Genomic DNA, 22,166 nt, shown 5'->3' on the forward strand with positions numbered 1-22,166 from the left:
TTTCCTGCCGCGTTTCACGACGCACCCATCCGTACCGGAGACGCACAATGAACCACTGGCTACGCCATCTTGGCATCGGCCTTGCCACGAGCCTGACCCTGGCCGCCGCACCGGCGCTGGCCGATACCTACCCGAGCAAGCCGATCCGCCTGATCGTGCCGTTCCCGGCCAGCGGCGCCACCGACCTGCTGGCGCGCGCCATTGCGCAGAAGGTGGGCCAGAACATGGGCCAGCAACTCGTGGTGGACAACCGCCCGGGCGCCGGCGGCGCCATCGGTTCGGACATGGCCGCCAAGGCCGCGCCGGACGGCTACACGATCCTGATCGCCACCACCAGCACGCACTCGATCGGCCCGTTCATCAACACGCGCCTGCCGTACAACACCGAGACCGACTTCACGCCGATCGGCCAGGTGGCCACGGCCACGAACGTGCTGGTGGTGCCGAACCAGCTGCCGGTCAAGAACGTCAAGGAACTGATCGACTACGCCAAGAAGCATCCGGGCGAGCTGAACTACGCGTCCAGCGGCAACGGCACGGTCGTCCACCTGACGGCCGAGGCATTCAAGGCCCAGGCTGGCGTGTTCATCACCCATATCCCCTACCGCGGCACCGCGCTGGCCGTGCCCGACCTGATCTCGAACAAGGTGCAGGTGCTGTTCGACAGCATCGTCTCGGGCATGCCGCACGTGAAGGACGGCAAGCTCAAGGCGCTGGCCGTGACGAGCCTGAAGCGGTCGCCGCTGGCGCCCGAGCTGCCGACGGCCAGCGAATCGGGCCTGCCGGGCTTCGAATCGGACACGTGGTTCGGCATCTACGGTCCCAAGGGCCTGCCGCCCGAGATCGTCAGCCGCCTGAACACCGAGTTCAACAAGGCCATCCAGTCCCAGGACGTGCGCGACCGCCTGGCCAAGCTGGGCGCCGAACCGGTGGGCGGCACGCCCGCCCAGTTCGCCGCGATGGTCCGGAAGGACAGCGCCCGCTGGGGCAAGCTGATCAAGGACCGCAAGATCCAGGTGGACTGATGCCCACGCCGGCCAGCCCATACAACGCATAGCATTACTACGAGACAACCATGCAAACCTTCAACTGGACCAACCCCTACCCCACCGTGCGCATTCCGCTGTTTGCGCGCAACGTGGTCTCGACGTCGCACCCGCTGGCGGCGCAGGCGGGCCTGCGCATGCTGCTCAAGGGCGGCAACGCCGTGGACGCCGCCATCGCGGCGGCCGCCGCGATCACGCTCGTGGAGCCGGTCTCGTGCGGCCTGGGCAGCGACGCCTTCGCGATCCTCTGGGACGGCAAGGAACTGCACGGCCTGAATTCGTCGGGCGTGGCGCCGGCCGCGTGGAACACCGACTACTTCAAGAACAAGTACGGCGTCGACGGCAACGGGCTGTCCAACCGGCCGATCCGGGGCTGGGACTCGGTGACCGTGCCGGGCGTGGTGGCCGGCTGGGCCGCGCTGCACGAGCGCTTTGGCAAGCTGCCGTTCGCGGACCTGATGGAGCCGGCCATCGAGATCGCCGAGCGCGGCTACGCCGTGCCGCCGGTGGTGGCGCACAAGTGGGCCGCCGCCGTGCCGGACCTGAAGAACCAGCCGGGCTTTGCCGACACGTTCATGCCCAACGGCCGCGCGCCGCACGTGGGCGAGAAGTTCCAGTTCAAGGCCGCCGCCGAGACGCTGCGCAAGATTGGCGCCACCGGGGGCCGCGCCTACTACGAGGGCGAGATCGCCGAGAAGATCGCCGCGTTCAGCAAGGAATGCGGCGCCGCGATGACGCTGGACGACCTGCGCAACTATCGCCCGGACTGGGTCAAGCCGATCAGCAAGTCCTACCGTGGCTACGAAGTGCACGAGATTCCGCCGAACGGCCAGGGCATCGCCGCGCTGATGGCGCTGGGCATCCTGGACCAGTTCGACGTGGGCGCGCTGCCCGTGGATTCGGTCGATTCGCAGCACCTGCAGATCGAGGCGATGAAGCTGGCCTTTGCCGACCTGTACCGCTACGTGGCGGACCCGCGCAGCATGGAAGTCACGCCCGAGCAGATGCTGGACGACGGCTACCTGAAGTCGCGCGCCAAGCTGATCGACATGCAGCGCGCCACGCATTTCGACTTCGGCATGCCGCGCACCGGCGGCACGATCTACCTGACCGCCGCCGACGAGAACGGCATGATGATCTCGTTCATCCAGTCGAACTACATGGGTTTTGGCTCGGGCGTGGTGGTGCCGGGTACCGGCATCAGCCTGCAGAACCGTGGCGTGGGCTTCTCGATGGACCCGAAGTCGGCCAACGTGGTGGAAGGCGGCAAGCGCCCATTCCACACGATCATCCCGGCTTTCCTGACCAAGAATGGCCAGCCGCAGATGAGCTTTGGCGTGATGGGCGGCGACATGCAGCCCCAGGGACACCTGCAGACCGTGGTGCGCATGCTGGACTACAAGCAGCAGCCCCAGGCCGCGTGCTGCGCGCCGCGCTGGAAGGTCAACCGCGACTTCACGCTGGACGTTGAAGGCACCATGGACCCGAACACCGTGGCCGGGCTGAAGGACCGCGGCCACCAGCTCAAGTCGGTGGACGATCCGTACATGGATTTCGGGTCGGGCCAGTTCATCTGGCGCCTGTCGGAAGATGCCGAGCACGGCTACGTGGCCGCCAGCGACAGCCGCCGCGACGGCCAGGCCGTGGGCTTCTGACGCCGCCGGCCCGCTGTAGAACCGGAGTCTCAAGCAGTACCGCAGCAAGCAGTACGAAGTCCTGCAGGGCGCCACGGTCATGCCGTGGCGCCTTTTTTATTGCGGATGCAGGAGGGGAATAGCCGGGTATCAGTAGATCGGCAGGCTCAGGAAGAGCTTGATCACCACGGCGTTGACGAGGTCGATGAAGAACGCGCCCACCATCGGCACGATCAGGAAGGCCAGGTGCGAGGCCCCGAAGCGGTCGGTAATCGCCTGCATGTTGGCAATGGCCGTGGGCGTGGCGCCAAGGCCAAACCCGCAGTGGCCGGCCGCCAGCACGGCCGCGTCATAGTTGCGGCCCATGACGCGGAACGTGACGAAGACCGCATAGAGCGCCATGGCCGCCGTCTGGATCAGCAGGATCAGCACCATCGGCAGCGCCAGCGACGCCAGCTCCCAGAGCCGCAGGCTCATCAGCGCCATCGCCAGGAACATCGACAGGCTGACGTTGCCCAGCACCGACAGCGCGCGATCGAACACCGTGTACCAGCCCAGCAGCGCCAGCCCGTTGCGCAGGACCACGCCGACGAACAGCACCCAGACGAATGTCGGCAGCTCCAGCCAGCTACCCTTGAACACGCCGGCCAGCGCCTGCCCGGCGGTCAGGCAAACCAGGATCAGCGCCAGCGTCTCGATCAGCGCCGACGCCGTGATCGGCCGCACGGCCTGCGGGTTCTCGAACGTCAGCACCTGGTCGTCCGCCGTCACGCCCGGCTTGGCCACGTTGCGCAACAGGTAGCGCGCCACGGGGCCGCCCACCAGCCCGCCCAGCACCAGCCCGAACGTGGCGCACGCCACCCCCAGCTCGGTGGCATAGGACATGCTGAACTGCTCGGCAAACGTCGAGCCCCAGGCGGCGCTGGTGCCGTGACCGCCGGACAGCGCGATCGATCCGGCCAGCAGGCCCGTGGCCGGCGGCAGGCCCAGCGCGCTGGCCAGTCCCACGCCGATCGTGTTCTGGATCACCAGCAGCCCGGCCACGGCGATCAGGAACACGCCGATGGACTTGCCGCCCTGCTTCAGGCTGGCCAGGTTGGCACTGAGCCCGAGCGAGGCAAAGAACGCCAGCATCAGCGGCGTCTGGGCCGACGTGTCGAACTTGACCTGGAAGTCCGCCGTCACGCGGGCCAGCAGCAGGCAGATGGCGACGACGAGGCCGCCCACCACCGGTTCGGGAATGTTGAAGGCCCGCAGCGGCGGGGTGACCTTCAACAGCTTGCGGCCCACCAGCAGCACCAGCGAGGCCGCGACGAGCGTTTCGTAGTTGTTCAATTCCAGCATGGCGATCGATTGGCAGAAAATCTAGATTCTTGGCGCCCGCCCGCCACCCGCCAATCGCCGTCTCCTTAAAAGCGTGCCACCGCAACTGTTCTGCCCCACATGCACGAAACTGTGCATGGCTTCCGGTGGGCAGTTCCGTACACTGGCCGTTCCGTTCCCTGCTTCGGCACCCCTCCTTTCTCTCCATCTGCCCTCCACGGCGCGACCCATGGCCACCTACGCTTTCCGCATCGTCAATGTCTTCGCCGAGTCCACGTTCGGCGGCAACCCCCTCTGCGTGTTCGAGGACGCGCGCGGCATGGACGACGCCACCATGCAGGCGCTGGCCCTGCAGTTCAACCTGTCCGAAACGACGTTCGTGCTGCCGTCCGACCAGGCCGACGCCGCCGTGCGGATCTTCACGCCCGGCTACGAGATGCGCTTTGCCGGCCATCCCACGCTCGGCACGGCCCACGTCGTGCGGGACCTCGCCCGCACCGGCGACGCGCTGACGCTGTCCTTCCCGGCCGGCATCGTGCCCGTAACCGCCAGCGGCGACCGCTGGACCCTGACCGCCCCGCATGCCGGCGCACCCCGGACGGCGCCGGCCGGCCTGCCGGACGCCGAGATGGCATCGCTGCTCGGCCTGCAGCCCGATGACCTGGCCGGCGCGCCGATGTGGGTCGACACCGGCGCGGACCAGTTGCTCGTCCCGCTGAAGACGCCCGACGCCGTGCGCCGCGCCCAGCCCGACAGCAGCCGCCTGGACCGCTGGCCGCAAAGCAGCCTGGGCCGCAAGACCGCCTACGTGTTCGCGTTCGATCCCGCCCAGCCGGGCAAGGTCTTGTCCCGCTACTTCTTCACCAAGCAGGGCGGCGGCGTATCCGAGGACCCCGGCACCGGCTCCGCCTGCGCCAACCTGGGCGGCTGGCTGATTGCCACCGGCCATGCCCTGCCCGCACGGTTCGAGGTCGACCAGGGCGAATTCGTCGACCGGCCCTGCCGGCTGGACCTGTCCGTGACCGCCGACGGCGCCATCCGCGTCGGCGGCCGCGTGATCGAACTGGGCCGGGGCACCGTCACGGTCTGAGGCAGCCGGCGCGGTCGGCGCGGCGGGTGCTTTCGCCGCGTTCGCCGTGTGGTGGAGTCGGCGCCGATGCCGGCCCCGGAGTCGGCATCGATGCCGGCATCCCTGGCGTGCCGCTAAAGCTGTCGCTGTGTCGTCGTCGCTGTGCCCCCTGTTTCGCTGTTTCATCATGCCGGGATCGCGGTGCGCCATACTGGCGCCTCCGTGGTCCCGTCCGCCCTGTTGAGCCATCCCATGCCCCCGCACACCCCCTCGCCCGCTCCTTCCCACGACATTGCCCAGCTTGCCGACCTCGAAGCGCTGTACGACGAACCGCGCGGCGCGTCGCTGGCGAAGGAGGTCGACTACCTGCACCCCCACTACCGCGCCTTCGTCCACGCCGCGCCGTTCTGCCTGCTCTCGACCCAGAACGAGCACGGCGGCGACTGCTCCCCGCGCGGCGACGGACCGGGCTTCGTGCAGGTGCTCGACGACCGCACCCTGCTGCTGCCCGACCGCCGTGGCAACAACCGCATCGACAGCCTGCGCAACATCCTCAAGGACCCGCGCGTCGGCCTGCTGTTCCTGGTGCCCGGCGTCAACGAGACGCTGCGCATCAGCGGCACCGCCACCATCAGCACCGATCCCGCGCTGATCGCCCGCTGCGTGGTCCAGGGCAAGGCGCCCACCACGGTGCTGGTGATCCGCATCCACTCGGTCTTCTTCCAGTGCGCCCGGGCCCTGCTGCGCTCGCGCCTGTGGGCCGCCGACGCCCAGATATCGCGCGACGCGCTGCCCAGCACCGGCACGATGGTGGCCGACCTGAGCCAGAACGCGATTGACGGCGCCGCCTACGACCGCGAACTGCCCGAGCGCATCCGCACCACGCTCTACTAGCGCCAGTAGCGCTACCGGCGCTACAAGCGCCTCAGCCGGGCGGGCGCGGCAGCCACTCCGGCGCGTGCGAGCCCAGCGGCACCGAGGGCAGCGTCCAGTGCGCGGGCGTCTCGGACAGCTTCGCCGCATGCCGGACGACGGTCAGCTCGCCGAAGCCCGATTCGGCCACTTCCAGCAGGTCCGACACCTCGTCGATATGCTGGTCCGGCACCGTCACCCCGTCGGGCACGCGGCCCAGACTGCGCAGCCACTGTCCCACCTGCGCCAGCGACACGCGCACCAGCCAGCTGCCGCCCTCCACCGAGCGCCGGTGCAGTGCGGCCATCGCGCCAAACGCCAGCAGGTAGCCGGTGGCGTGGTCCAGCACCTGTGCCGGCAGCGGCCGGGGTTCGGCGCTGCCGGCCGCCCGCGCCTCGTCGTCGTTGATGCCGGTGGCCGTCTGCACCAGCGAATCGAAGCCGCGCTTGCCCCACCACGGCCCCACATGGCCGTAGGCCGACAGCGAGACATAGACAATCCCGGGCCGCGCCCGCGCCGCCGCCTCGGGCCCGGCGCCGAGTTCCGCCAGCCCGTTGGGGCGATAGCCCTGCACCACCACGTCCGCGCCGTGAAACAGCTTGTGCAGCGTGCGCTTGTCGTCGGGGTCGCGCAGGTCAAGCTGGCACGACCGCTTGCCGCGCCCGGTGTCGATGACCAGCGACGGCATCGACGGCAGGTGCGCCGCCGTCACCAGCAGCACGTCGGCCCCGTGGGCGGCCAGCGTGCGGCCGGCCACCGGCCCGGCGATGATCCGCGTGAAATCGAGCACCCGCACGCCGGACAGCGGCCGGGCGTCGACGTTGATCTCGGCGTGCGGCGGAAAGGCCGGCAACGGCTCGGGCGGCGCCTCGCCAATCTTCTCGATGGTCACGGGCGGCAGGCCGGCCAGCGCCTGGGCCTGCGGATGGCGCAGCCACGTCTCCAGCGAGCGCTGGGCGGCCACGACCATGCCCGCGTCCGACGCCACGGTCTCGAAGTCCTCGGCCTTCCAGTGCGCAAGCGCGGCGCGCACGGCGTCCCGGTCATGCGCGCACTTGAGGATCTTCAGCACGCCGTCCCGGTGGTGCGGGAAGTTCGTATGCAGGCGCACCCAGCCGCCATCCCCGCACGGATACAGGCCGGCGATCTTTTCCCACAGCTCGGGGGCCGGGCCGCCGTTGACCCGCAGGTAGCGTTCGCTGCGGAATTCGGCCAGCGCGTGCCGCATGTCGACCGACACCGACTGCCAGCGGCCGGTCCGCTGCGCCCAGAGCGCGGCGGCGGCCAGCGCGGACGCCCCCAGGCTGGCCTGCGCCGCCGTGCCGATGGCGAAGCTCGATGGCAGGATCGGGTCCGCACCGGTCAGGGTCAGGTGGGACAGCGCGTCCGGCGGCATGGCGGCGTCGCGCCACAGCGCGGCAAGCGCGTCGGCGGGCGCCTGGTGGGTCGATCCGGCAAGGCCGGCAGAACTGGCGGCATTCATGGCGTGTTTTCCTGCGGCAAGAAATGGGGCGGCATGCGACGATGGCGTCGCACGGACGGACACGGCGCAGCAGTACCGTGCCGTGGATTCTGCACCACCTCGCCCGGCCGCGGGGTTGAGACGATTCTGAAAATGCGGAGCCACTGCCGTGTCGCCCCGCAAGCACGGTAAAATCGCCCCATTCGTCGCAGCCTCTGCGCACCAGATCCCAGGAACATCAGGACGCGCGGCAGGGTCAATCCAGACCCGGGCCGCGCCTTCCAGCTATCGAGCCGCATGTGATGCGGCGCCAACATGAGCCACGACAACAAGCCTACCGACACGCCCGCCGCCTCCAACTTCCTGCGGACCATCATCGACCAGGACCTCGCCGCCGGCACCTACGCCGGCCGCGCGGACACGCAGGGCGCGCCGCTGCCGACCGTCATCACGCGCTTCCCGCCGGAGCCGAACGGCTACCTGCACATCGGCCACGCCAAGAGCATCTGCGTGAATTTCGGGCTCGCGCGCGACTACGGCGGCCGCTGCCACCTGCGCTTCGACGACACGAATCCGGTGAAGGAAGACACCGAGTACGTGGACTCGATCATCGACGCCGTGCACTGGCTGGGCTTCTCGTGGGACGCCAGTCAGCCCGGCGCCGCGCCGCACCTGTACTACGCGAGCGATTACTTCGACCGCCTGTACCAGTTCGCCCAGACGCTGATCGAGCGCGGCGTGGCCTATGTGGACAGCCAGAGCGCCGAGCAGATCGCCGCGAACCGGGGCAACTTCTCGGAGCCGGGCAAGCCGTCGCCCTTCCGCGACCGCACGGTCGAGGAAAACCTGGCGCTGTTCCGCGACATGCGCGCCGGCAAGTACGCCGACGGCGAGCACGTGCTGCGGGCCAAGATCGACATGGCCGCGCCGAACATCGTCATGCGCGACCCGGTGCTGTACCGGATCCGCCACGCCCATCACCACCGCACGGGCGACAAGTGGTGCATCTACCCGATGTACGACTTCACCCACTGCATCTCGGACGCGATCGAGCACATCACGCATTCGCTGTGCACGCTGGAGTTCGAGAACAACCGCCCGCTCTACGACTGGGTGCTGGAACACCTGCGCGACGCCGGCGTCTTTGCCAGCCCGCTGCCGCACCAGTACGAGTTCGCGCGCCTGAACCTGACCTACGCGATCACCAGCAAGCGCAAGCTCAAGCAGCTTGTGGACGAGCGGCGCGTGGACGGCTGGGACGACCCGCGCATGCCGACCATCGTCGGCATCCGCCGGCGCGGCTATACGCCGGAATCGATCCAGCTGTTCTGTGACCGCGTGGGCGTGTCCAAGGCCGACAGCTGGATCGACATGAGCACGCTGGAAGGCGCCGTGCGCGACGACCTGGACGCCCGCGCGCCGCGCAGCGTGGCCGTGCTGGACCCGGTCAAGCTGATCCTGGACAACTACCCCGAGGGCCAGAGCGAGGAATGCTCGGCGCCGGTGCACCCGAAGCAGCCCGAGATGGGCCGCCGCGTGTTCCCGCTGTCGCGCGAGCTGTGGATCGAGCGCGAGGACTTCAACGAGAACCCGCCGAAGGGCTATTTCCGCCTGTTCCCGGGCAACAAGGTGCGCCTGCGCTACGGCTACGTGATCGAGTGCACGGGCGTGGACAAGGACGCGGACGGCAACGTGGTGGCCGTGCACGCGAACTACCTGCCCGAGACCAAGAGCGGCACGCCGGGCGCCGACAGCGTCAAGGTCAAGGGCAACATCCACTGGGTCAGCGCGGCCCACGCCTGCGCGGCCGAGGTGCGGCTGTACGACCGCCTGTTCAACGACCCGAACCCGGACGCGGGCGGCAAGAACTTCCTGGACGCGCTGCATCCCGATTCCAAGAAGCTCGTGACCGCCTACCTGGAGCCGGGCCTGCGCGACGCGCGCCCGGAGGATCGCGTCCAGTTCGAGCGCCATGGCTACTTTGTGGCGGACCGGATCGATTCGCAGCCGGGCAAGCCGGTGTTCAACCGGACGGTCGGGCTCAAGGATAGCTGGGGCAAGTGATGGCGCAGACGATCACGTTCCCGCTCGACCGCGAGTTCATCGCGCTGAACGACCTGCTGAAGCTGGCGGGCGTCTGTGACAGCGGCGGCGCCGGCAAGGCGCTGGTCGCCGCCGGCGAGGTGGCTGTCGATGGCGCGGCCGAATCGCGCAAGACCGCCAAGATCCGCGCCGGCCAGGTGGTGAACGTCGGCGGCGCCGACGGCATCCGCATCAAGGTCGTCGCGGCCTGACCCGGCACCGGGCATCGGCACAGCGCCAGATGCCCGGTGCCGCGACTGACAAGGGGGGCGGCATCCGCCGCCTCCGCACCGAAACACGCAAGGAGAGTCATGCCGATCGCGTTCTGGTGTGTGCTGGTAGCGGGCCTGCTGCCGGTGTTGACGGTGTCGATCGCCAAGATGGGCGGCCGCACCGGCTTCGACAACCACGACCCCCGGGCGTGGCTGGAAAAGCAGAGCGGCCGGGCGCGCCGCGCGGACATGGCCCACCGCAACCACTTCGAAGCGTTTCCGTTCTTTGCCGCGGCCGTGCTGGTGGCCACGCACCTCGACGCCCCGCAGGCGCGCCTGGACGAACTGGCGATGCTCTTCGTCGTCGTCCGCATCCTCTACACGATCTGCTACCTGACCGACCGCGCCACGCTGCGCACGCTGTGCTGGACGATCGGCTACCTGACGGTAGTCGGCATCTTCCTGCTGCCGGTGTTTGTCCATTAAGGAGTGCCACCATGCCGGGGCCGTACCGTTTCGCCAGGGCTGCGGTCGCGCTGGTCGCCCTGCTTGCCCCGCCGGCCTGGGCGGCACCGACCCAGTACGCTGTCGATCCCACGCATACGAGCGTGTACTTCGAGGCGAGCCATTTCGACCGCACCACGGTCCGAGGCCGGTTCGGCAAGATCGACGGCCGTGTGATCTATGACCCCGCCACCGGCGCCGGCGCGATCGACTTCACCGTCGACACCGACTCAGTCGACAGCGGTAACCGCAGCCTCGACGGGGTGCTCCGGTCCGGCCAGTTTCTCGACGCCCAGAACTTTCCGGTCGCCCGGCTGCAGGCCAACCGCTTTGTCGTGGAAGCGGGACGGCTGGTCGCCGTCGAAGGCACGTTCACGCTGCACGGGGTGACGCAGCCGCTGCGGCTGGAGGCCGACCGGTTCAGTTGCGGGCAGACCGTGCTGTTCGGCATCCGCCGCGACGTCTGCGGAGGCGACTTTCACGCCACATTCGCGCGCAGCGCGTTCGGCATGACGCGTTTCCTGCCCGATGTCGGCGATACCGTCACGTTGCGGATTTCCGTCGAAGCGGCGCCGGACGGTCCGGCCCCGTGACGCTTGCGCCCCATCCGGCGAAAAAGGGAAAACCACGACGCGCGATGACGACCGCGCGTCACCTTTGCGCGAAAAAAATTCAGTAAAATCAGCGCCTTCCCTCTTCCCATCCTGCCGCGTTTCGCCTATGCGTACCGGCCAGACGCGAGTCAAGATGAGCCTGATTTCCCCGAACGACGTCGTTGCGGCGTCGCTGGCTGCTGCCGGTGCCTGCGCCGTATGTAGCATTCCGTCCAATTTCCTGCGCCGGTTTCCACTCTGGGCCTTCCGTACCTACGGCCGTGGCGCCCTGCTGCTGCCACTGCTGGCCAGCCTGGTCGGCGTGCTGCTGGCCCGCGTGGCCATGGCCGGGCAGATCAATACCGATGGCGGCCTGGCGCTGGTGGCCGCCGCGGCCTTTCTGGCGCTGGTGCTGGCGTCGGCCGTGCTGCGCTTCTGGCTGGGCGACTACCGCAACCCGAGCCGCGAGCCCTGACCGCTGGGCGCGGCGGCGCACGTTCCCGCGCCGGTTTTCCATCGCGCCGCCGCCCGGATCACGTATGATGCGGCCTTTCGCGTGCCGGGCACGGTCCCGGGCACGCGCCGCAATCCCGATCCCATGGCGCTCAAATCCACGATCTTCAAGGCCGAACTGTCCGTCTCGGACATGGACCGGCCGTACTACGGCAGCCACACGCTGACCATCGCGCAGCATCCGTCCGAGAACGATGCGCGGATGATGGTCCGGCTGCTCGCCTTTGCCTGCGAGGCCAGCGAAACGCTGGCGTTCACGCGCGGCCTGGACGACCCCGACGAGCCCGACCTCTGGGACAAGACGCTGACCGGCGACATCGCCCACTGGATCGACCTGGGCCAGCCCGATGAGACGCGTCTGAAGCGCGCGGCATCGCGCGCGGACCGCGTCACGGTCTATACCTATCAGAGCGCCAGCGCGCGCGAGTGGTGGAAGGGCATGGCCGGCAAGGCCGGCAAGCTGCGCAACGTGACCGTCTACAATGTGCCGTCCGAAGCGGTCGACGCGCTGGCGCAGATGGCCCAGCGCGCCATGCGCCTGTCCGTCACGATCCAGGATGGCGACATCTGGGTCAGCGACGACGACCACAACGTGCAGTTGACGCGCGAAGTGCTCCAGCGCGCCGAAGACTAGCCGCCTCGGCCACCCCTTTATCGCCACACAGACAAGGAAGACCGCGATGCAAACCACTCCCTCCGGCCTGCAGTTCGAAGACACCGTCGTCGGCTCGGGCGCCGAAGCCACGGCCGGCAAGCACGTGACCGTGCACTACACCGGCTGGCTGTACGAAAACGGCCAGGCTGGCCGCAAGTTCGATTCGAGCAAGGACCGCAACGACCCGTTCGTCTTCCCGCTGGGTGCCGGCCACGTGATCCGCGGCTGGGACGAAGGCGTGCAGGGCATGAAGGTGGGCGGCACGCGCCGCCTGGTGATCCCGGCGGACCTGGGCTATGGCGCCCGCGGCGCCGGCGGCGTGATCCCGCCGAACGCCACGCTGCTGTTCGAAGTGGAGCTGCTGTCGGTCTGAGACCGGCCGGCGCCGGGCTGATCCGGCGCGCCACCCGCAAAAACGGACGCCTCGGCGTCCGTTTGTCATTCCTGGGGACCCGCGCGGCGCTCAGAAGCCGATCGCCGCGTTGCCCACGTCGATGCGCACCTTGTCGCGGTCCAGCAGCTTGCCGGCATGCCGGGCGAAGTCCTGGGCCCAGGCGGCGTCGGCGACAAACCGGTTCTCGCCCGAGAACTTGGCGACGTTGAGGATCTTGTCGATCACAAGCACCTTGCCGACCGGGCTGGACGCCTGGCAGTCCAGTTCCGCGTACTCGCGGTCGAACCAGCGCCAGGCGGCGTCGTCGGTCAGCGCCGCCAGATCATTGTCCGCGAGCGTGAATTCAAATTCCTTGCCGCTGCCAAACACCACGGTCAGGGTATGCGCCATGTCCGGTTCTCCGAAGGTCGCTGCACATTGCGCGACAGTTGCACGCCCGTTCGCCGTCAGTTGCACGGCAGTTCCCGGGCGTTAGGGCCCCTATTGTAGTGACCCGGCACCCGATCCGGCCAATCGGCGGCCCCTCGGGCCAGCCCCCGACCGTTGCCTGCTGCACACACCCGGACACGAATCCGTGGTTTGCTTGCGACGCATCAATGCGCTTTGGATTATTCTTTCAGCCATGGCCATCACAAGACAGGACCTCGAGGCAGACCGGCTGCGCACCAAGCTGTGCAGCTCGCCGGTCGCGTCCTCGCTGCTGCCTGAGGCCGACGTGGAGCGCTCGCTGGGCTGCGCGCTGGCCTGCCGGCCCGATACGGCCGACCTGAACGGCGACGTCTGGGTGTTCGGCTACGGATCGCTGATCTGGAACCCGATGGTCGTCCACACCGAGAGCCGGCTGGCCACGGTGCACGGCTATCACCGGGGCTTCTACCTCTATTCGAAGATCAATCGCGGCACCTGGGACAACCCCGGCCTCGTGCTGGGCCTGGACCGGGGCGGTAGCTGCACGGGCATGGTGTTCCGCATCCCGAGCCACGTGGTGGAGCAGGAATTCCGCGTGCTGTGGCGCCGCGAGATGATGACGGGCGCCTACCACCCGCGCTGGCTGCGCGTGAAGCTGGACCAGGCGCCGGACGCGCCCGAGCAGCGCGCGCTCGCCTTCGTCATGAACCGGTCCCACGCCGGCTACGCCGGGCGCCTGCCCGACGCGCGCGTGGTGGACTGCCTGCGCCATGCCTGCGGCCTGTACGGCCCCGCCCGCGAATACCTGCAACAAACCCTGCTGGGGCTAGCCACGCACGGCGTCGACGATCCTTACCTGGGCCGGCTCTGGCGCCAGCTCCAGGAGCGCGACGCAGCCGAGGCGGCCCGGGCGGCCTGCACCACTGCCACGCCGGTGGCCACCTCGGCCAGCGCGGCAACGCGCCCGGACGACGCCGTGGCCGCCACCGTCCATCCACACGAAACCGTCTGACCGCAGCCCAACGCCGATCATCATGACGCCCTCCCAGACCCGCCACCGCCGCCAGGCACTTGCCGAAATGCTCGGGTTGATGGGATTGCTGATGGCGGGCGGGCTGCTGGCGGGCCAGGGCGGCCAGACGCTGGCGCGATCGCTGGGCGGCATGCGCGATGCCTCGGCGCCCGCGCCGATGCCGCGCCCGCTGCCGGCCAGCCCGCCATCGCGCGGCGAAGGCATGACCGCGCTGGATCGCAACCTGGTGACAGCGGCCAGCATCGGCGACCTCGATCTCGTGAACCGGCTGCTGCGGGCCGGCGCGTCGCTGTCGGCCGTGGACGAACGCGGCCGCTCGGCGCTGGTGGCCGCCGTCTACAACCGCCGCGGCGACGTGGCGCGCGCGCTGATCATGGCCGGCGCCGACGTGAACCAGAAGGATGGGGAATCGAACAGCGCGTTTCTGCTGGCTTCGGCCACCAACCAGCTCGACATCGTGCGGCTGTCGCTGTCGCACGGCGCCGACGTCCGCAGCACCGACCGCTACGACGGCACCGCGCTGATCGCGGCCAGCCAGCATGGCAACGTGGAAGTGGTGAAGCTGCTGCTGAAGGCCGGCGTACCGGTCGACCGCGTCAACCAGCTCGGCTGGACGGCGCTGCTGGAAGCCATCATCCTGGGCGACGGCAGCACGCGCTACGAGGAAGTGGTGCAACTGCTGCTGGACGCCGGCGCCGACGCCAACCTGGCCGACCGCGAAGGCATCACCCCCTCACGCCACGCCCGCGAGCGCGGCTACAAGACGATGGTGAAGGCGCTGATGCGGGCCCGGGGGCATTGATTCAGGGAGGGTGTTGGCTGTTGGGGGTGGGGCAAGGCGGTTCTGCCGCGACATGTCGCATCTGGAACCTCAACGCCCCCATCCCCGACCCCGCTCCCGCAAGGCAGGGGCGGGAGAAATACAGCGAACGCCTCGCCCGCTACCTCACGCCGCTGCCGGCGTCTGCCGCGCGTTCTCGGTTTCCTGCAACTGTCGCCACATCACCTTGCCCGTGCCCGACTTCGGCAGGGCGTCGACGAATTCCACCACGCGCGGGTACTTGTAGGCGGCCATGTTTTCCTTGGCCCATTCGATGATGTCCTCGGGCGTGGTCTTGCCCTTGGCGTCGGCGCGCAGCACCACCACGGCCTTGACCGTTTCGCCGCGGTACGGGTCGCGGGTGCCGATGATGCACGCTTCCTGCACGGCCGGGTGCTTGTACAGCAGGTTTTCCACCTCGGCCGGCCAGACCTTGAAGCCCGACGCGTTGATCATCCGCTTCAGGCGGTCGGTGATGAAGTAGTAGCCTTCTTCGTCCATGCGGCCCAGGTCGCCGGTGCGGAAGTACGTCCGGCCCTCGAACTCGATAAATGCGTCGCGCGTGGCGTCGGGCTTGCCCCAGTAGCCCTTGAACACCTGCGGGCCGCGCACGATGATCTCGCCCACCTCGTTCGGCGGCAGTTCCTGCAGCGTGACCGGGTCTACCACGCGGGCGTCGGTGTTGAACGTCGGCACGCCCAGGCATTGCAGCTTGGCGCGGTCCGACGGGTTGCTGTGCGTCGGCGCCATGGTCTCGGACAGGCCATAGCCTTCCAGGTAGCTCAGGCCGAACTGCGTCTTCAGCCGCTCGGCCACGGCCTGCGGCATGGCCGCGCCGCCGCCGCCGATGTAGCGCAGGCTGCTGACGTCGAAGCTGGCCAGGTTCGGGCTGCCCAGGAAGTCGATCACCATGGTCGGGATGTTGGTCCAGTGCGTGACCTGGTAGCGCGAGATCAGCCGGCCGGCCACCTCGCGGTCCCAGCGCGGCAGCATGACCACGGTGGCGCCGGTGTAGATCGGGCCGTTCATGCCGTACTGCATGCCGGTCACGTGGAACAGCGGCAGCACCGACAGGATCACCGATTCCGCGCCGCTGCCGGACCACGTGGCGCCGCCGATCACGTTGTGCATGACCGAGCGGTGCGTGTGGATGCAGCCCTTGGGAAAGCCCGTGGTGCCCGACGTGTACGGCATCACGGCCATGTCGTCGGGCCCGGCCGTATGCGGGCCCGGCTGCTGGCCGGCGCCCAGCGCCTGCGCCCACGGCGTGGCGCCGGCCGGCAGCGGATGCTCGGCGGCCAGCCATGCGGGCGGGGCGTCCTCGGGGAATTCGTACGTGGCGGGCAGCGCGTCGGCGTACTGCGTGACCAGCAGGTGCTGGAGCCGCTGGTCGGCCGGGATCTCGGCGTCGGCCTGCATCACGCCGGCCGCCAGGTCTGCCGTGCAGATCGCCACGCGCGCCTGGGCGTCGGTCACGTAGTGCTTGAATTCCTCGGCCCGGTTCATCGGATTGACCGGCACGACCACGGCGTCCGCGCGCAGGATGGCGTAGTAGCTGATGATGAACTGCGGGCAGTTCTGCATGTACAGCAGCACGCGGTCGCCCTTCTTCACGCCGGCCGACTGCTGCAGCCAGCCCGCCAGCGCGGTGGCCTGGTCCTGCAGCGCGCGGAACGTGATGGCGTTGCCGAAATAGCGGATCGCGGCCTTGTCCGCGTAGCGGCGCGCCGAGACTTCGAGGTTGTACCAGAGCGAGGTCTCGGGCAGCACGATCTCGGTCGGCACGCGCTTCGGCCAGAACTGGAAGTGCGGGCGGGCGGGCGTGGTGGTCATGATGTCTCCTGCGGACGGTCTTCGAGGACCAGTTTTTTCGGAAGGCGGGTGTTCGCAGGGTGGGCCCCGCGTAGTGGTCAAGCAATATAACTGAACGACCGTTCTATTTTCAACCGGAGGTTTTCCCGCCCATCGCGCCGGGGGTGCCGGACAGCCGCCGGTTGCAATTTGGGGCTCCGCCCTCACAATAGGGACATTCGGCCGCTGGTGCGGCTCTCACATTCCAAGGTGCAGAACATGAGCGACGTCACCCTGCAGAACTTTGAAGCCGAAGTCATCAACAGCCCCGTGCCCGTGCTGGTCGATTTCTGGGCGCCGTGGTGCGGCCCGTGCCGCACGCTGGGGCCGATGCTGGAAAAGCTGGAAGCCGAGGCCGGCGGCACCTGGAAGCTCGTCAAGGTCAACGTCGACGAGAACCAGCAGCTTGCCGCGCACTTTGGCGTGCGCAGCATCCCCCACGTGGTGGCGTTTGCCGAGGGGCAGGCGGTCAACCAGTTTGTCGGTGTGCTGCCCGAATCGCAGTTGCGCGAGTTCATCGACACGCTCCAGCCCACCGACGGCGAGCTAGCCGTGCAGAGCGCCCAGGCGCTGGCCGAAGCGGGCGACCGCGAGGGCGCCAGGGCCGCCTGGCAGGCGTCGCTGGCCCACGAGCCCGAGAACGACGCGAACCGGCTGGCCTACATCAGCTTCCTGCTCGACGACAACGCCATCGACGCCGCCGACGCCGAATTCGGCCGTCTGACCGCGCGTGCGCCGCAGGAGGATGGCTACGCGGCGATCAAGACCCGGCTCGATGCGATGAAGGGGCTCGACGACCTGCCGGACGGCGCCGAGCTAAAGGCGCAGGTCCAGGCCGATCCGGCCAACCTGGCCGCCCGGCTGGACCTGGCGAAAGTGCTGATCGCGCGGCGCGAGTATCAGCCGGCGTTGGAACAGTTGATGGAAATCGTGCGCCGCGACCGCGGCTTCGAGGACGACATCGGCCGCAAGACGATGCTGTCGGTCTTCGACCTGATGGCCGATTCGCCAGAAGTGGTGTCGAAGTGGCGCCGCCAGCTCAGCACGACGCTGAACTGACGCGGCGCGGTGTTGGGAGGGTCGCCGGCTAGGCCGCCGGCGCCTCCACCAGCAGGAAGCCGTTGGCCTTCATATGCTCGACCATCATCGCGTCCATCGACTTGACGTGGTTGTCGAACCAGCCTGACAGCTCGTCCACCAGGCGGCGCCCCAGCGACAGCCCGCCCTTGCCCGGCCCTTCCGGGTCCTCCATTTCCTGCGCGATCTTGTCGCGCACGGCCTGCACCACCTGCAACACCCCGTTGTGCTCGTTCGTGTGGCAGAAGCGCGGCCCGAACTGCATCGCCTCCATCCACTGCTCTTCCTGGCCGAAATGGTGCCGGGTGTGGTCGATCCAGGCGTCGTAGGCGGCCAGGAAGCCGGCGTCGTCGGCCTTGGCGACCGCATCGAGCAACTGCAGGAATTCCGCGTGCGTGGCGTCGGTCACGGGCTCGCCTAGCCGCAGCGCCTCGGGCAGGCCTTCGGCGGAAAGCCCGGCGTAGGGATTCTGTTCTGCAGACATGGAATCGGGACTTTGTCTTTGAGATAAGCGGCAAGGATACCGATTTCACGGCCTGCCGATCTGATTTTCCGCAAACAACGGTTATGCTCGGGGTTCACGCCGCTGACGCAACCCCGCCCCGCCCCAGACATGCCCCGACTGATCTTCTTCTGCGGTCACGCCGGCACCGGCAAGACCACGCTGGCACACCGGCTGATCGCGCCGCTGATGCAGGCCACCGGCGAGCCGTTCTGCCTGCTCGACAAGGACACGCTCTACGGCCGCTACAGCGCGGCGGCCATGCGGGCCATCACGGGCGACGCCAACGACCGCGACAGTCCGGCCTACCTGGACAACCTGCGCGACCCCGAATACGAGGGCCTGCTCGATACCGCGCGCGAGAACCTGACGCTCGGCATCAGCGTGATCGTGATCGGGCCGCTGTCGCGCGAGATCCGCGCCCACCTGCTGACCGACCCGCAGTGGCTGCACGTGCCGCCCGGCACCGAGACACGGATCGTCTGGGTCCACCTGCCCGAGGACGCCGCCCACGCGCGGATCATCGCGCGCGGCAATCCCAACGATGCCTACAAGCTGGCGCACTGGGACGCGTACCGCCAGCGCCGCTTCGCGCCGGACCCGGCCGACTATCCCGAGCTGATCTTCTTCGACAACCTGGCGCCCGACGCCGCCGCCATCGACGGCCTGCTGCGCACGCTGGCCGCCTGAGCGTCAGCCCGCGGCCAGCGCGCCGATGACGGCCGACGCCGCCACGAAGCCGAACACCGCCGTCACCGCCACCGACGAGCCAAACCCGGCGCACGCCAGCCCCTGCGGGCCGCGCACCGGCGCGGGCGGCACCTCGTCGATCTCGCACGCCTGCTGCGCGGGCTCGGGATACTGCAGCGGCTCGTCGGAATACACGGCCTGGATGCCGAACTTCTTCTTCGGATCGCGCGGAAAGCCCCACTGGCGGCGCAGGTTGCCGCGCACCTTGGCGAGCAGCGGGTCCTGGATCGTGCGGGCCAGGTCGTCGATGCGCACGCGGGTGGGGTCGAGCTGGCCGCCCGCCCCGCCGCACGTGATGACCCGCGCGCCCTCGCGCCGCGCCCAGCCCAGGATGGCCGTCTTGACCTTGACCGCGTCGATGGCGTCGATCACGTAGTCGAAGCCGCCCAGCAGCGCGGCCACGTTGTCCTCGGTGACAAAGTCGTCCACCGGCGTCACGCGGCAGCGCGGGTTGATCGCCACGATCCGCTCGGCCATGGCGTCGACCTTGGCCCGGCCGTAGGCATCGCCCAGCGCGTGGATCTGGCGGTTCGTGTTCGACGGCGCGATGTGATCCAGATCGATCAGCGTCAGCCGGCCCACCGCGTTGCGGGCCAGCGCCTCGGCGGCCCAGCTGCCCACGCCGCCGATGCCGATCACGCACACGCTGGCCGTCTCCAGCCGAGCCAGCCCGTCGGCGCCATACAGCCGCGCCACGCCCGCAAAGCGGCGGTGGTAGTCGTCGTCGGCGGGGCTTTCGTGGGTCAGGGGCGCGGGCAGGTCCTGCTCCGCCGGGGGCGTGGAAGCGGTGGTCATCGTCGATCTCTGAAAATCTGCCGGCATTCTATGTCAGCGGCCGGTATCGTTCCCGGCCTCGCCGCGCCAAAAATAGGGTTCCGGGCGACCGCAATGTCAGCGGGAGGCCGACAACCGCACGCCGGGCCGGTTTCTACAATGAAACGAGCAGTGGTTCATCCGCCGCATGGCCGCCCACAGGAGCCCGCCCCTTATGCCCGCCTCGCGTCGACAGAAAATCGTCTTCTGGAGTGTGTTCGCGCCCCTGGCGCTGATCACGCTCGTCGTCATCGTCATCCTGACCTTCGACTGGAACCGGCTCAAGCCGTGGCTCAACGACAAGGTGTCGGAGTCCATCGGCCGCCCGTTCGCGATCAACGGCGACCTCAGCGTCACCTGGAAACGCCCGCAGGGCGAGACCGGCTGGCGCACGCTGGTGCCGTGGCCGCGGCTGTCGGGCAAGGACATCACGATCGGCAACCCGGACTGGGCAGAGGCGCCCAACATGGGCACCATCCGCGAGCTGATCTTCATCCTGCGCCCGCTGCCGCTGCTGGCGCACGAGATCAACGTGCCGACCATCGTCGTCGACAGCCCGGCCGTGTGGCTGGAGCGGCTGGCCGACAAGCGCAACAACTGGACGTTCGACACGCGCAAGGAGACCGATTCCGGCAAGTCGAAATGGCACCTGGACGTGGGCGAGGTGGTGCTGCAGCGCGGCAACCTGGCGCTCAAGGACGCCGCCGAGAAGATCGACCTGCAGGCCACGCTGGACACCATCGGCGACAAGGGCATCTACGACAAGGCGCGCGACGGCGCGCTGATGCCGTCCGACGCCTCGGCCGTGGCAGCGTCGCAGGCGGCGGCCGCATCCGCCGCATCCGCCCCGGACGCCCGGGCGCGCGACAACAAGACCGGCAACGACGACCGCTACGGGCTGCGCTGGAAGGCGGTGGGCCACTACAACCAGGCCACGATCAACGCCACCGGCAAGGCCGGCACGGTGCTGAGCCTGCGCGACACCAACACGCCCTACCCCATCCAGGCCGACGTGCGCGTGGGCGCCACGCGGGCGACCATCGAAGGCACCGTGACCAATCCGGCCCACCTGGGCGCGCTGGACGTGAACCTGGCGCTGTCCGGCGACAGCATGGCGTCGCTCTACAAGCTGACCGGCATCGTGCTGCCGTCCACGCCGCCGTATGAAACGCGCGGCCGGCTGGTGGCCACGCTGAACAAGGGCGCGTCGACGTACACCTATCGCAACTTCACCGGCAAGGTGGGCGGCAGCGACATCGGCGGCACGCTGACGTTCGCGCAGCGTTCGCCCCGGCCGCTGCTGTCGGGCGAGCTGGTATCGAAGCAATTGCTGTTCGCCGACCTGGCGCCGCTGATCGGCGGCGGCGCCAAGCCGGGCGAGGCGGCCAAGGACAGCCCGGTCAAGCAGCCGCCCAACAAGGCGCTGCCCGTGGCGCCGTTCCGCACCGAGCGCTGGGACGAGATCGACGCCGACGTGAAGTTCACCGGCAAGCGCATCGTGCGCGACGAAGACCTGCCGATCACGGACCTGACCACCCACCTGAAGCTGACCGACGGCGTGCTGCTGCTCGATCCGCTGAACTTCGGCGTGGCCGGCGGCAACCTGGTGTCGACGATCCGGCTGGACGGCAAGCGCGAGCCGATGGGCGCGATGATCGACATGACCGCGCGGCACCTGAAGATCAAGCAGCTGTTTCCGAAGGCGGACAGCGCCCGGGCCAGCGTGGGCGAGATCAACGGCAGCGCCAAGCTGTCGGCCACCGGCAACTCGGTGGCGCAGATCCTCGGGTCGTCCAACGGCGAGGCCCGGCTGCTGGTGGAAAACGGCACGGTCAGCAAGTTCATCCTCGAAGCCATCGGGCTCAACGTGGGCAGCGTGGTGGTGTCGAAGCTGTTCGGCGACAAACCGGTGCAGATCAACTGCGGCGTGGCGGCGTTCGGCTTCCAGAACGGCATCGCGCGGGCCCAGACCTTCGTGCTGGACACGCAGGACGCCGTGATCAACACCGAGGGCGCCGTCGACTTCAAGGACGAGCGGCTGGCGCTGACGATCCACCCCGACTCCAAGGGGCTGCGGATCATCTCGCTGCGCTCGCCGCTGTACGTGGGCGGCACGTTCAAGGACCCGTCGGTCAGCCCGAACATCGCCATCCTGGCGCTGCGGGCCGGCGGCGCGCTGGCGCTGGCGCTGACCGCGCCTGTGGCGATGGTGGTGCCGCTGCTCGACATCTCGGGCGGCGAGGAATCCAACTGCGGCAAGCTGCTGGCGGAACTCAAGAAGCGGCCCACCGCGCCGCCGCCGGGCAAGACCTACACGGGTCCGTCGGCCGGCAAGGGACAGCAGCAGGCCGGCCCGGCGATTCCCGAGTCGCCGACCAAGTCCGACGCGGCCCGTGGCGAGCCGGCACCGGAGCCCACCAAGCCGCGCATCCCCGCGCCGAACGTGCAGCAGAACCGTCCGGCCAACGACCGGCAGCTCTACCAGGGCGGCTGACCGCGCGCCCGTCCCCTCC

22 protein-coding genes are annotated in these 22,166 nt (G+C 69.0%); 16 read left to right on the plus strand and 6 right to left on the minus strand.

The window, feature by feature from the left end; all coding sequences use genetic code 11:
* Positions 1–47: 47 nt before the first annotated feature.
* Positions 48–1,025, plus strand: a complete 978-nt coding sequence (locus QTN24_RS01960; RefSeq protein ID WP_313835144.1) for a tripartite tricarboxylate transporter substrate binding protein — start codon at positions 48–50, stop codon at positions 1,023–1,025.
* Between the two features lie 50 nt (positions 1,026–1,075).
* The gene (gene ggt / locus QTN24_RS01965; RefSeq protein WP_313835145.1) at positions 1,076–2,701 is read left to right on the plus strand and encodes a gamma-glutamyltransferase; all 1,626 of its coding nucleotides are present in this window, start codon (positions 1,076–1,078) and stop codon (positions 2,699–2,701) included.
* A gap of 129 nt (positions 2,702–2,830) precedes the next feature.
* On the opposite strand, the gene gltS is transcribed toward ggt, so the two are convergent.
* Positions 2,831–4,024 carry a sodium/glutamate symporter gene (gene gltS / locus QTN24_RS01970; protein ID WP_124683564.1) on the minus strand — a complete coding sequence of 398 codons (1,194 nt, stop codon included), beginning with the start codon at positions 4,022–4,024 and terminating at the stop codon, positions 2,831–2,833.
* A 208-nt stretch (positions 4,025–4,232) separates the two neighbouring features.
* Here gltS and QTN24_RS01975 point away from each other — a divergent pair, with 208 nt between their 5' ends.
* Positions 4,233–5,093: a PhzF family phenazine biosynthesis protein gene (locus QTN24_RS01975; RefSeq protein WP_124683563.1), complete on the plus strand. Its 861-nt coding sequence runs from the start codon at positions 4,233–4,235 to the stop codon at positions 5,091–5,093.
* A 231-nt stretch (positions 5,094–5,324) separates the two neighbouring features.
* Positions 5,325–5,966, plus strand: a complete 642-nt coding sequence (locus QTN24_RS01980) for a pyridoxamine 5'-phosphate oxidase family protein (RefSeq protein WP_313835146.1) — start codon at positions 5,325–5,327, stop codon at positions 5,964–5,966.
* Between the two features lie 31 nt (positions 5,967–5,997).
* On the opposite strand, the gene QTN24_RS01985 is transcribed toward QTN24_RS01980, so the two are convergent.
* Complete coding sequence (locus QTN24_RS01985; RefSeq protein ID WP_313835147.1) at positions 5,998–7,467, minus strand: CoA transferase; 1,470 nt, start codon at positions 7,465–7,467, stop codon at positions 5,998–6,000.
* Positions 7,468–7,761: 294 nt separating this feature from the next.
* Here QTN24_RS01985 and QTN24_RS01990 point away from each other — a divergent pair, with 294 nt between their 5' ends.
* The 7 genes from QTN24_RS01990 (at position 7,762) to QTN24_RS02020 (ending at position 12,378) form a co-directional block, all read left to right on the plus strand.
* Positions 7,762–9,510, plus strand: coding sequence for a glutamine--tRNA ligase/YqeY domain fusion protein (locus QTN24_RS01990; protein WP_313835148.1), 1,749 nt, complete (start codon positions 7,762–7,764; stop codon positions 9,508–9,510).
* Positions 9,510–9,740, plus strand: a complete 231-nt coding sequence (locus QTN24_RS01995; protein WP_124683559.1) for an RNA-binding S4 domain-containing protein — start codon at positions 9,510–9,512, stop codon at positions 9,738–9,740. Before QTN24_RS01990 ends, QTN24_RS01995 begins: the two co-directional genes overlap by 1 nt.
* A gap of 99 nt (positions 9,741–9,839) precedes the next feature.
* Positions 9,840–10,226 (plus strand): MAPEG family protein, encoded by a 387-nt coding sequence (locus QTN24_RS02000; RefSeq protein WP_313835149.1) that lies wholly within the window; start codon positions 9,840–9,842, stop codon positions 10,224–10,226.
* 11 nt (positions 10,227–10,237) lie between these two features.
* Positions 10,238–10,837: a YceI family protein gene (locus tag QTN24_RS02005; RefSeq protein ID WP_313835150.1), complete on the plus strand. Its 600-nt coding sequence runs from the start codon at positions 10,238–10,240 to the stop codon at positions 10,835–10,837.
* Positions 10,838–10,991: 154 nt separating this feature from the next.
* Complete coding sequence (locus QTN24_RS02010) at positions 10,992–11,312, plus strand: hypothetical protein (protein WP_124683556.1); 321 nt, start codon at positions 10,992–10,994, stop codon at positions 11,310–11,312.
* Positions 11,313–11,435: 123 nt separating this feature from the next.
* Positions 11,436–11,984, plus strand: coding sequence for a YaeQ family protein (locus QTN24_RS02015; protein WP_124683555.1), 549 nt, complete (start codon positions 11,436–11,438; stop codon positions 11,982–11,984).
* A 46-nt stretch (positions 11,985–12,030) separates the two neighbouring features.
* Positions 12,031–12,378 (plus strand): FKBP-type peptidyl-prolyl cis-trans isomerase, encoded by a 348-nt coding sequence (locus tag QTN24_RS02020; RefSeq protein WP_124683554.1) that lies wholly within the window; start codon positions 12,031–12,033, stop codon positions 12,376–12,378.
* Between the two features lie 90 nt (positions 12,379–12,468).
* Here QTN24_RS02020 and QTN24_RS02025 read toward each other — a convergent pair whose 3' ends face one another.
* The gene (locus QTN24_RS02025; RefSeq protein ID WP_313835151.1) at positions 12,469–12,789 is read right to left on the minus strand and encodes a hypothetical protein; all 321 of its coding nucleotides are present in this window, start codon (positions 12,787–12,789) and stop codon (positions 12,469–12,471) included.
* A 232-nt stretch (positions 12,790–13,021) separates the two neighbouring features.
* On the opposite strand from QTN24_RS02025, the gene QTN24_RS02030 reads away from it, so the two are divergent.
* On the plus strand, positions 13,022–13,819 hold the full coding sequence (locus QTN24_RS02030; RefSeq protein ID WP_313835152.1) for a gamma-glutamylcyclotransferase: 798 nt from the start codon (positions 13,022–13,024) through the stop codon (positions 13,817–13,819).
* A 22-nt stretch (positions 13,820–13,841) separates the two neighbouring features.
* Positions 13,842–14,642, plus strand: a complete 801-nt coding sequence (locus QTN24_RS02035) for an ankyrin repeat domain-containing protein (RefSeq protein ID WP_216643973.1) — start codon at positions 13,842–13,844, stop codon at positions 14,640–14,642.
* A 144-nt stretch (positions 14,643–14,786) separates the two neighbouring features.
* On the opposite strand, the gene QTN24_RS02040 is transcribed toward QTN24_RS02035, so the two are convergent.
* Positions 14,787–16,493: a long-chain fatty acid--CoA ligase gene (locus tag QTN24_RS02040; protein ID WP_313835153.1), complete on the minus strand. Its 1,707-nt coding sequence runs from the start codon at positions 16,491–16,493 to the stop codon at positions 14,787–14,789.
* A 237-nt stretch (positions 16,494–16,730) separates the two neighbouring features.
* On the opposite strand from QTN24_RS02040, the gene trxA reads away from it, so the two are divergent.
* Positions 16,731–17,570 (plus strand): thioredoxin, encoded by an 840-nt coding sequence (trxA, locus tag QTN24_RS02045; RefSeq protein ID WP_124683550.1) that lies wholly within the window; start codon positions 16,731–16,733, stop codon positions 17,568–17,570.
* A gap of 28 nt (positions 17,571–17,598) precedes the next feature.
* Here trxA and QTN24_RS02050 read toward each other — a convergent pair whose 3' ends face one another.
* Entirely contained in the window at positions 17,599–18,072 is a 474-nt protein-coding gene (locus QTN24_RS02050) for a bacteriohemerythrin (RefSeq protein WP_124683549.1), read from the minus strand.
* 129 nt (positions 18,073–18,201) lie between these two features.
* Between QTN24_RS02050 and QTN24_RS02055 the strand changes: the two genes are divergently transcribed.
* Positions 18,202–18,780, plus strand: a complete 579-nt coding sequence (locus QTN24_RS02055) for an ATP-binding protein (RefSeq protein ID WP_313835154.1) — start codon at positions 18,202–18,204, stop codon at positions 18,778–18,780.
* A 3-nt stretch (positions 18,781–18,783) separates the two neighbouring features.
* On the opposite strand, the gene tcdA is transcribed toward QTN24_RS02055, so the two are convergent.
* Positions 18,784–19,635: a tRNA cyclic N6-threonylcarbamoyladenosine(37) synthase TcdA gene (gene tcdA, locus QTN24_RS02060; protein WP_313835155.1), complete on the minus strand. Its 852-nt coding sequence runs from the start codon at positions 19,633–19,635 to the stop codon at positions 18,784–18,786.
* A 193-nt stretch (positions 19,636–19,828) separates the two neighbouring features.
* Here tcdA and QTN24_RS02065 point away from each other — a divergent pair, with 193 nt between their 5' ends.
* Positions 19,829–22,147, plus strand: coding sequence for an AsmA family protein (locus QTN24_RS02065; protein WP_313835156.1), 2,319 nt, complete (start codon positions 19,829–19,831; stop codon positions 22,145–22,147).
* Positions 22,148–22,166: the final 19 nt, after the last annotated feature.

This window comes from Cupriavidus sp. SZY C1 (assembly GCF_032190535.1).
GTDB lineage: Bacteria > Pseudomonadota > Gammaproteobacteria > Burkholderiales > Burkholderiaceae > Cupriavidus > Cupriavidus pauculus_C.

Excerpts from the sequence above, each read along its gene's own strand:
- QTN24_RS01960 (WP_313835144.1), top strand. The coding sequence starts at position 48 with ATGAACCACTGGCTACGCCATCTTGGCATCGGCCTTGCCACGAGCCTG.
- ggt (WP_313835145.1), top strand. The coding sequence starts at position 1,076 with ATGCAAACCTTCAACTGGACCAACCCCTACCCCACCGTGCGCATTCCG.
- gltS (WP_124683564.1), bottom strand. The coding sequence starts at position 4,024 with ATGCTGGAATTGAACAACTACGAAACGCTCGTCGCGGCCTCGCTGGTG.
- QTN24_RS01975 (WP_124683563.1), top strand. The coding sequence starts at position 4,233 with ATGGCCACCTACGCTTTCCGCATCGTCAATGTCTTCGCCGAGTCCACG.
- QTN24_RS01980 (WP_313835146.1), top strand. The coding sequence starts at position 5,325 with ATGCCCCCGCACACCCCCTCGCCCGCTCCTTCCCACGACATTGCCCAG.
- QTN24_RS01985 (WP_313835147.1), bottom strand. The coding sequence starts at position 7,467 with ATGAATGCCGCCAGTTCTGCCGGCCTTGCCGGATCGACCCACCAGGCG.
- QTN24_RS01990 (WP_313835148.1), top strand. The coding sequence starts at position 7,762 with ATGAGCCACGACAACAAGCCTACCGACACGCCCGCCGCCTCCAACTTC.
- QTN24_RS01995 (WP_124683559.1), top strand. The coding sequence starts at position 9,510 with ATGGCGCAGACGATCACGTTCCCGCTCGACCGCGAGTTCATCGCGCTG.
- QTN24_RS02000 (WP_313835149.1), top strand. The coding sequence starts at position 9,840 with ATGCCGATCGCGTTCTGGTGTGTGCTGGTAGCGGGCCTGCTGCCGGTG.
- QTN24_RS02005 (WP_313835150.1), top strand. The coding sequence starts at position 10,238 with ATGCCGGGGCCGTACCGTTTCGCCAGGGCTGCGGTCGCGCTGGTCGCC.
- QTN24_RS02010 (WP_124683556.1), top strand. The coding sequence starts at position 10,992 with ATGAGCCTGATTTCCCCGAACGACGTCGTTGCGGCGTCGCTGGCTGCT.
- QTN24_RS02015 (WP_124683555.1), top strand. The coding sequence starts at position 11,436 with ATGGCGCTCAAATCCACGATCTTCAAGGCCGAACTGTCCGTCTCGGAC.
- QTN24_RS02020 (WP_124683554.1), top strand. The coding sequence starts at position 12,031 with ATGCAAACCACTCCCTCCGGCCTGCAGTTCGAAGACACCGTCGTCGGC.
- QTN24_RS02025 (WP_313835151.1), bottom strand. The coding sequence starts at position 12,789 with ATGGCGCATACCCTGACCGTGGTGTTTGGCAGCGGCAAGGAATTTGAA.
- QTN24_RS02030 (WP_313835152.1), top strand. The coding sequence starts at position 13,022 with ATGGCCATCACAAGACAGGACCTCGAGGCAGACCGGCTGCGCACCAAG.
- QTN24_RS02035 (WP_216643973.1), top strand. The coding sequence starts at position 13,842 with ATGACGCCCTCCCAGACCCGCCACCGCCGCCAGGCACTTGCCGAAATG.
- QTN24_RS02040 (WP_313835153.1), bottom strand. The coding sequence starts at position 16,493 with ATGACCACCACGCCCGCCCGCCCGCACTTCCAGTTCTGGCCGAAGCGC.
- trxA (WP_124683550.1), top strand. The coding sequence starts at position 16,731 with ATGAGCGACGTCACCCTGCAGAACTTTGAAGCCGAAGTCATCAACAGC.
- QTN24_RS02050 (WP_124683549.1), bottom strand. The coding sequence starts at position 18,072 with ATGTCTGCAGAACAGAATCCCTACGCCGGGCTTTCCGCCGAAGGCCTG.
- QTN24_RS02055 (WP_313835154.1), top strand. The coding sequence starts at position 18,202 with ATGCCCCGACTGATCTTCTTCTGCGGTCACGCCGGCACCGGCAAGACC.
- tcdA (WP_313835155.1), bottom strand. The coding sequence starts at position 19,635 with ATGACCACCGCTTCCACGCCCCCGGCGGAGCAGGACCTGCCCGCGCCC.
- QTN24_RS02065 (WP_313835156.1), top strand. The coding sequence starts at position 19,829 with ATGCCCGCCTCGCGTCGACAGAAAATCGTCTTCTGGAGTGTGTTCGCG.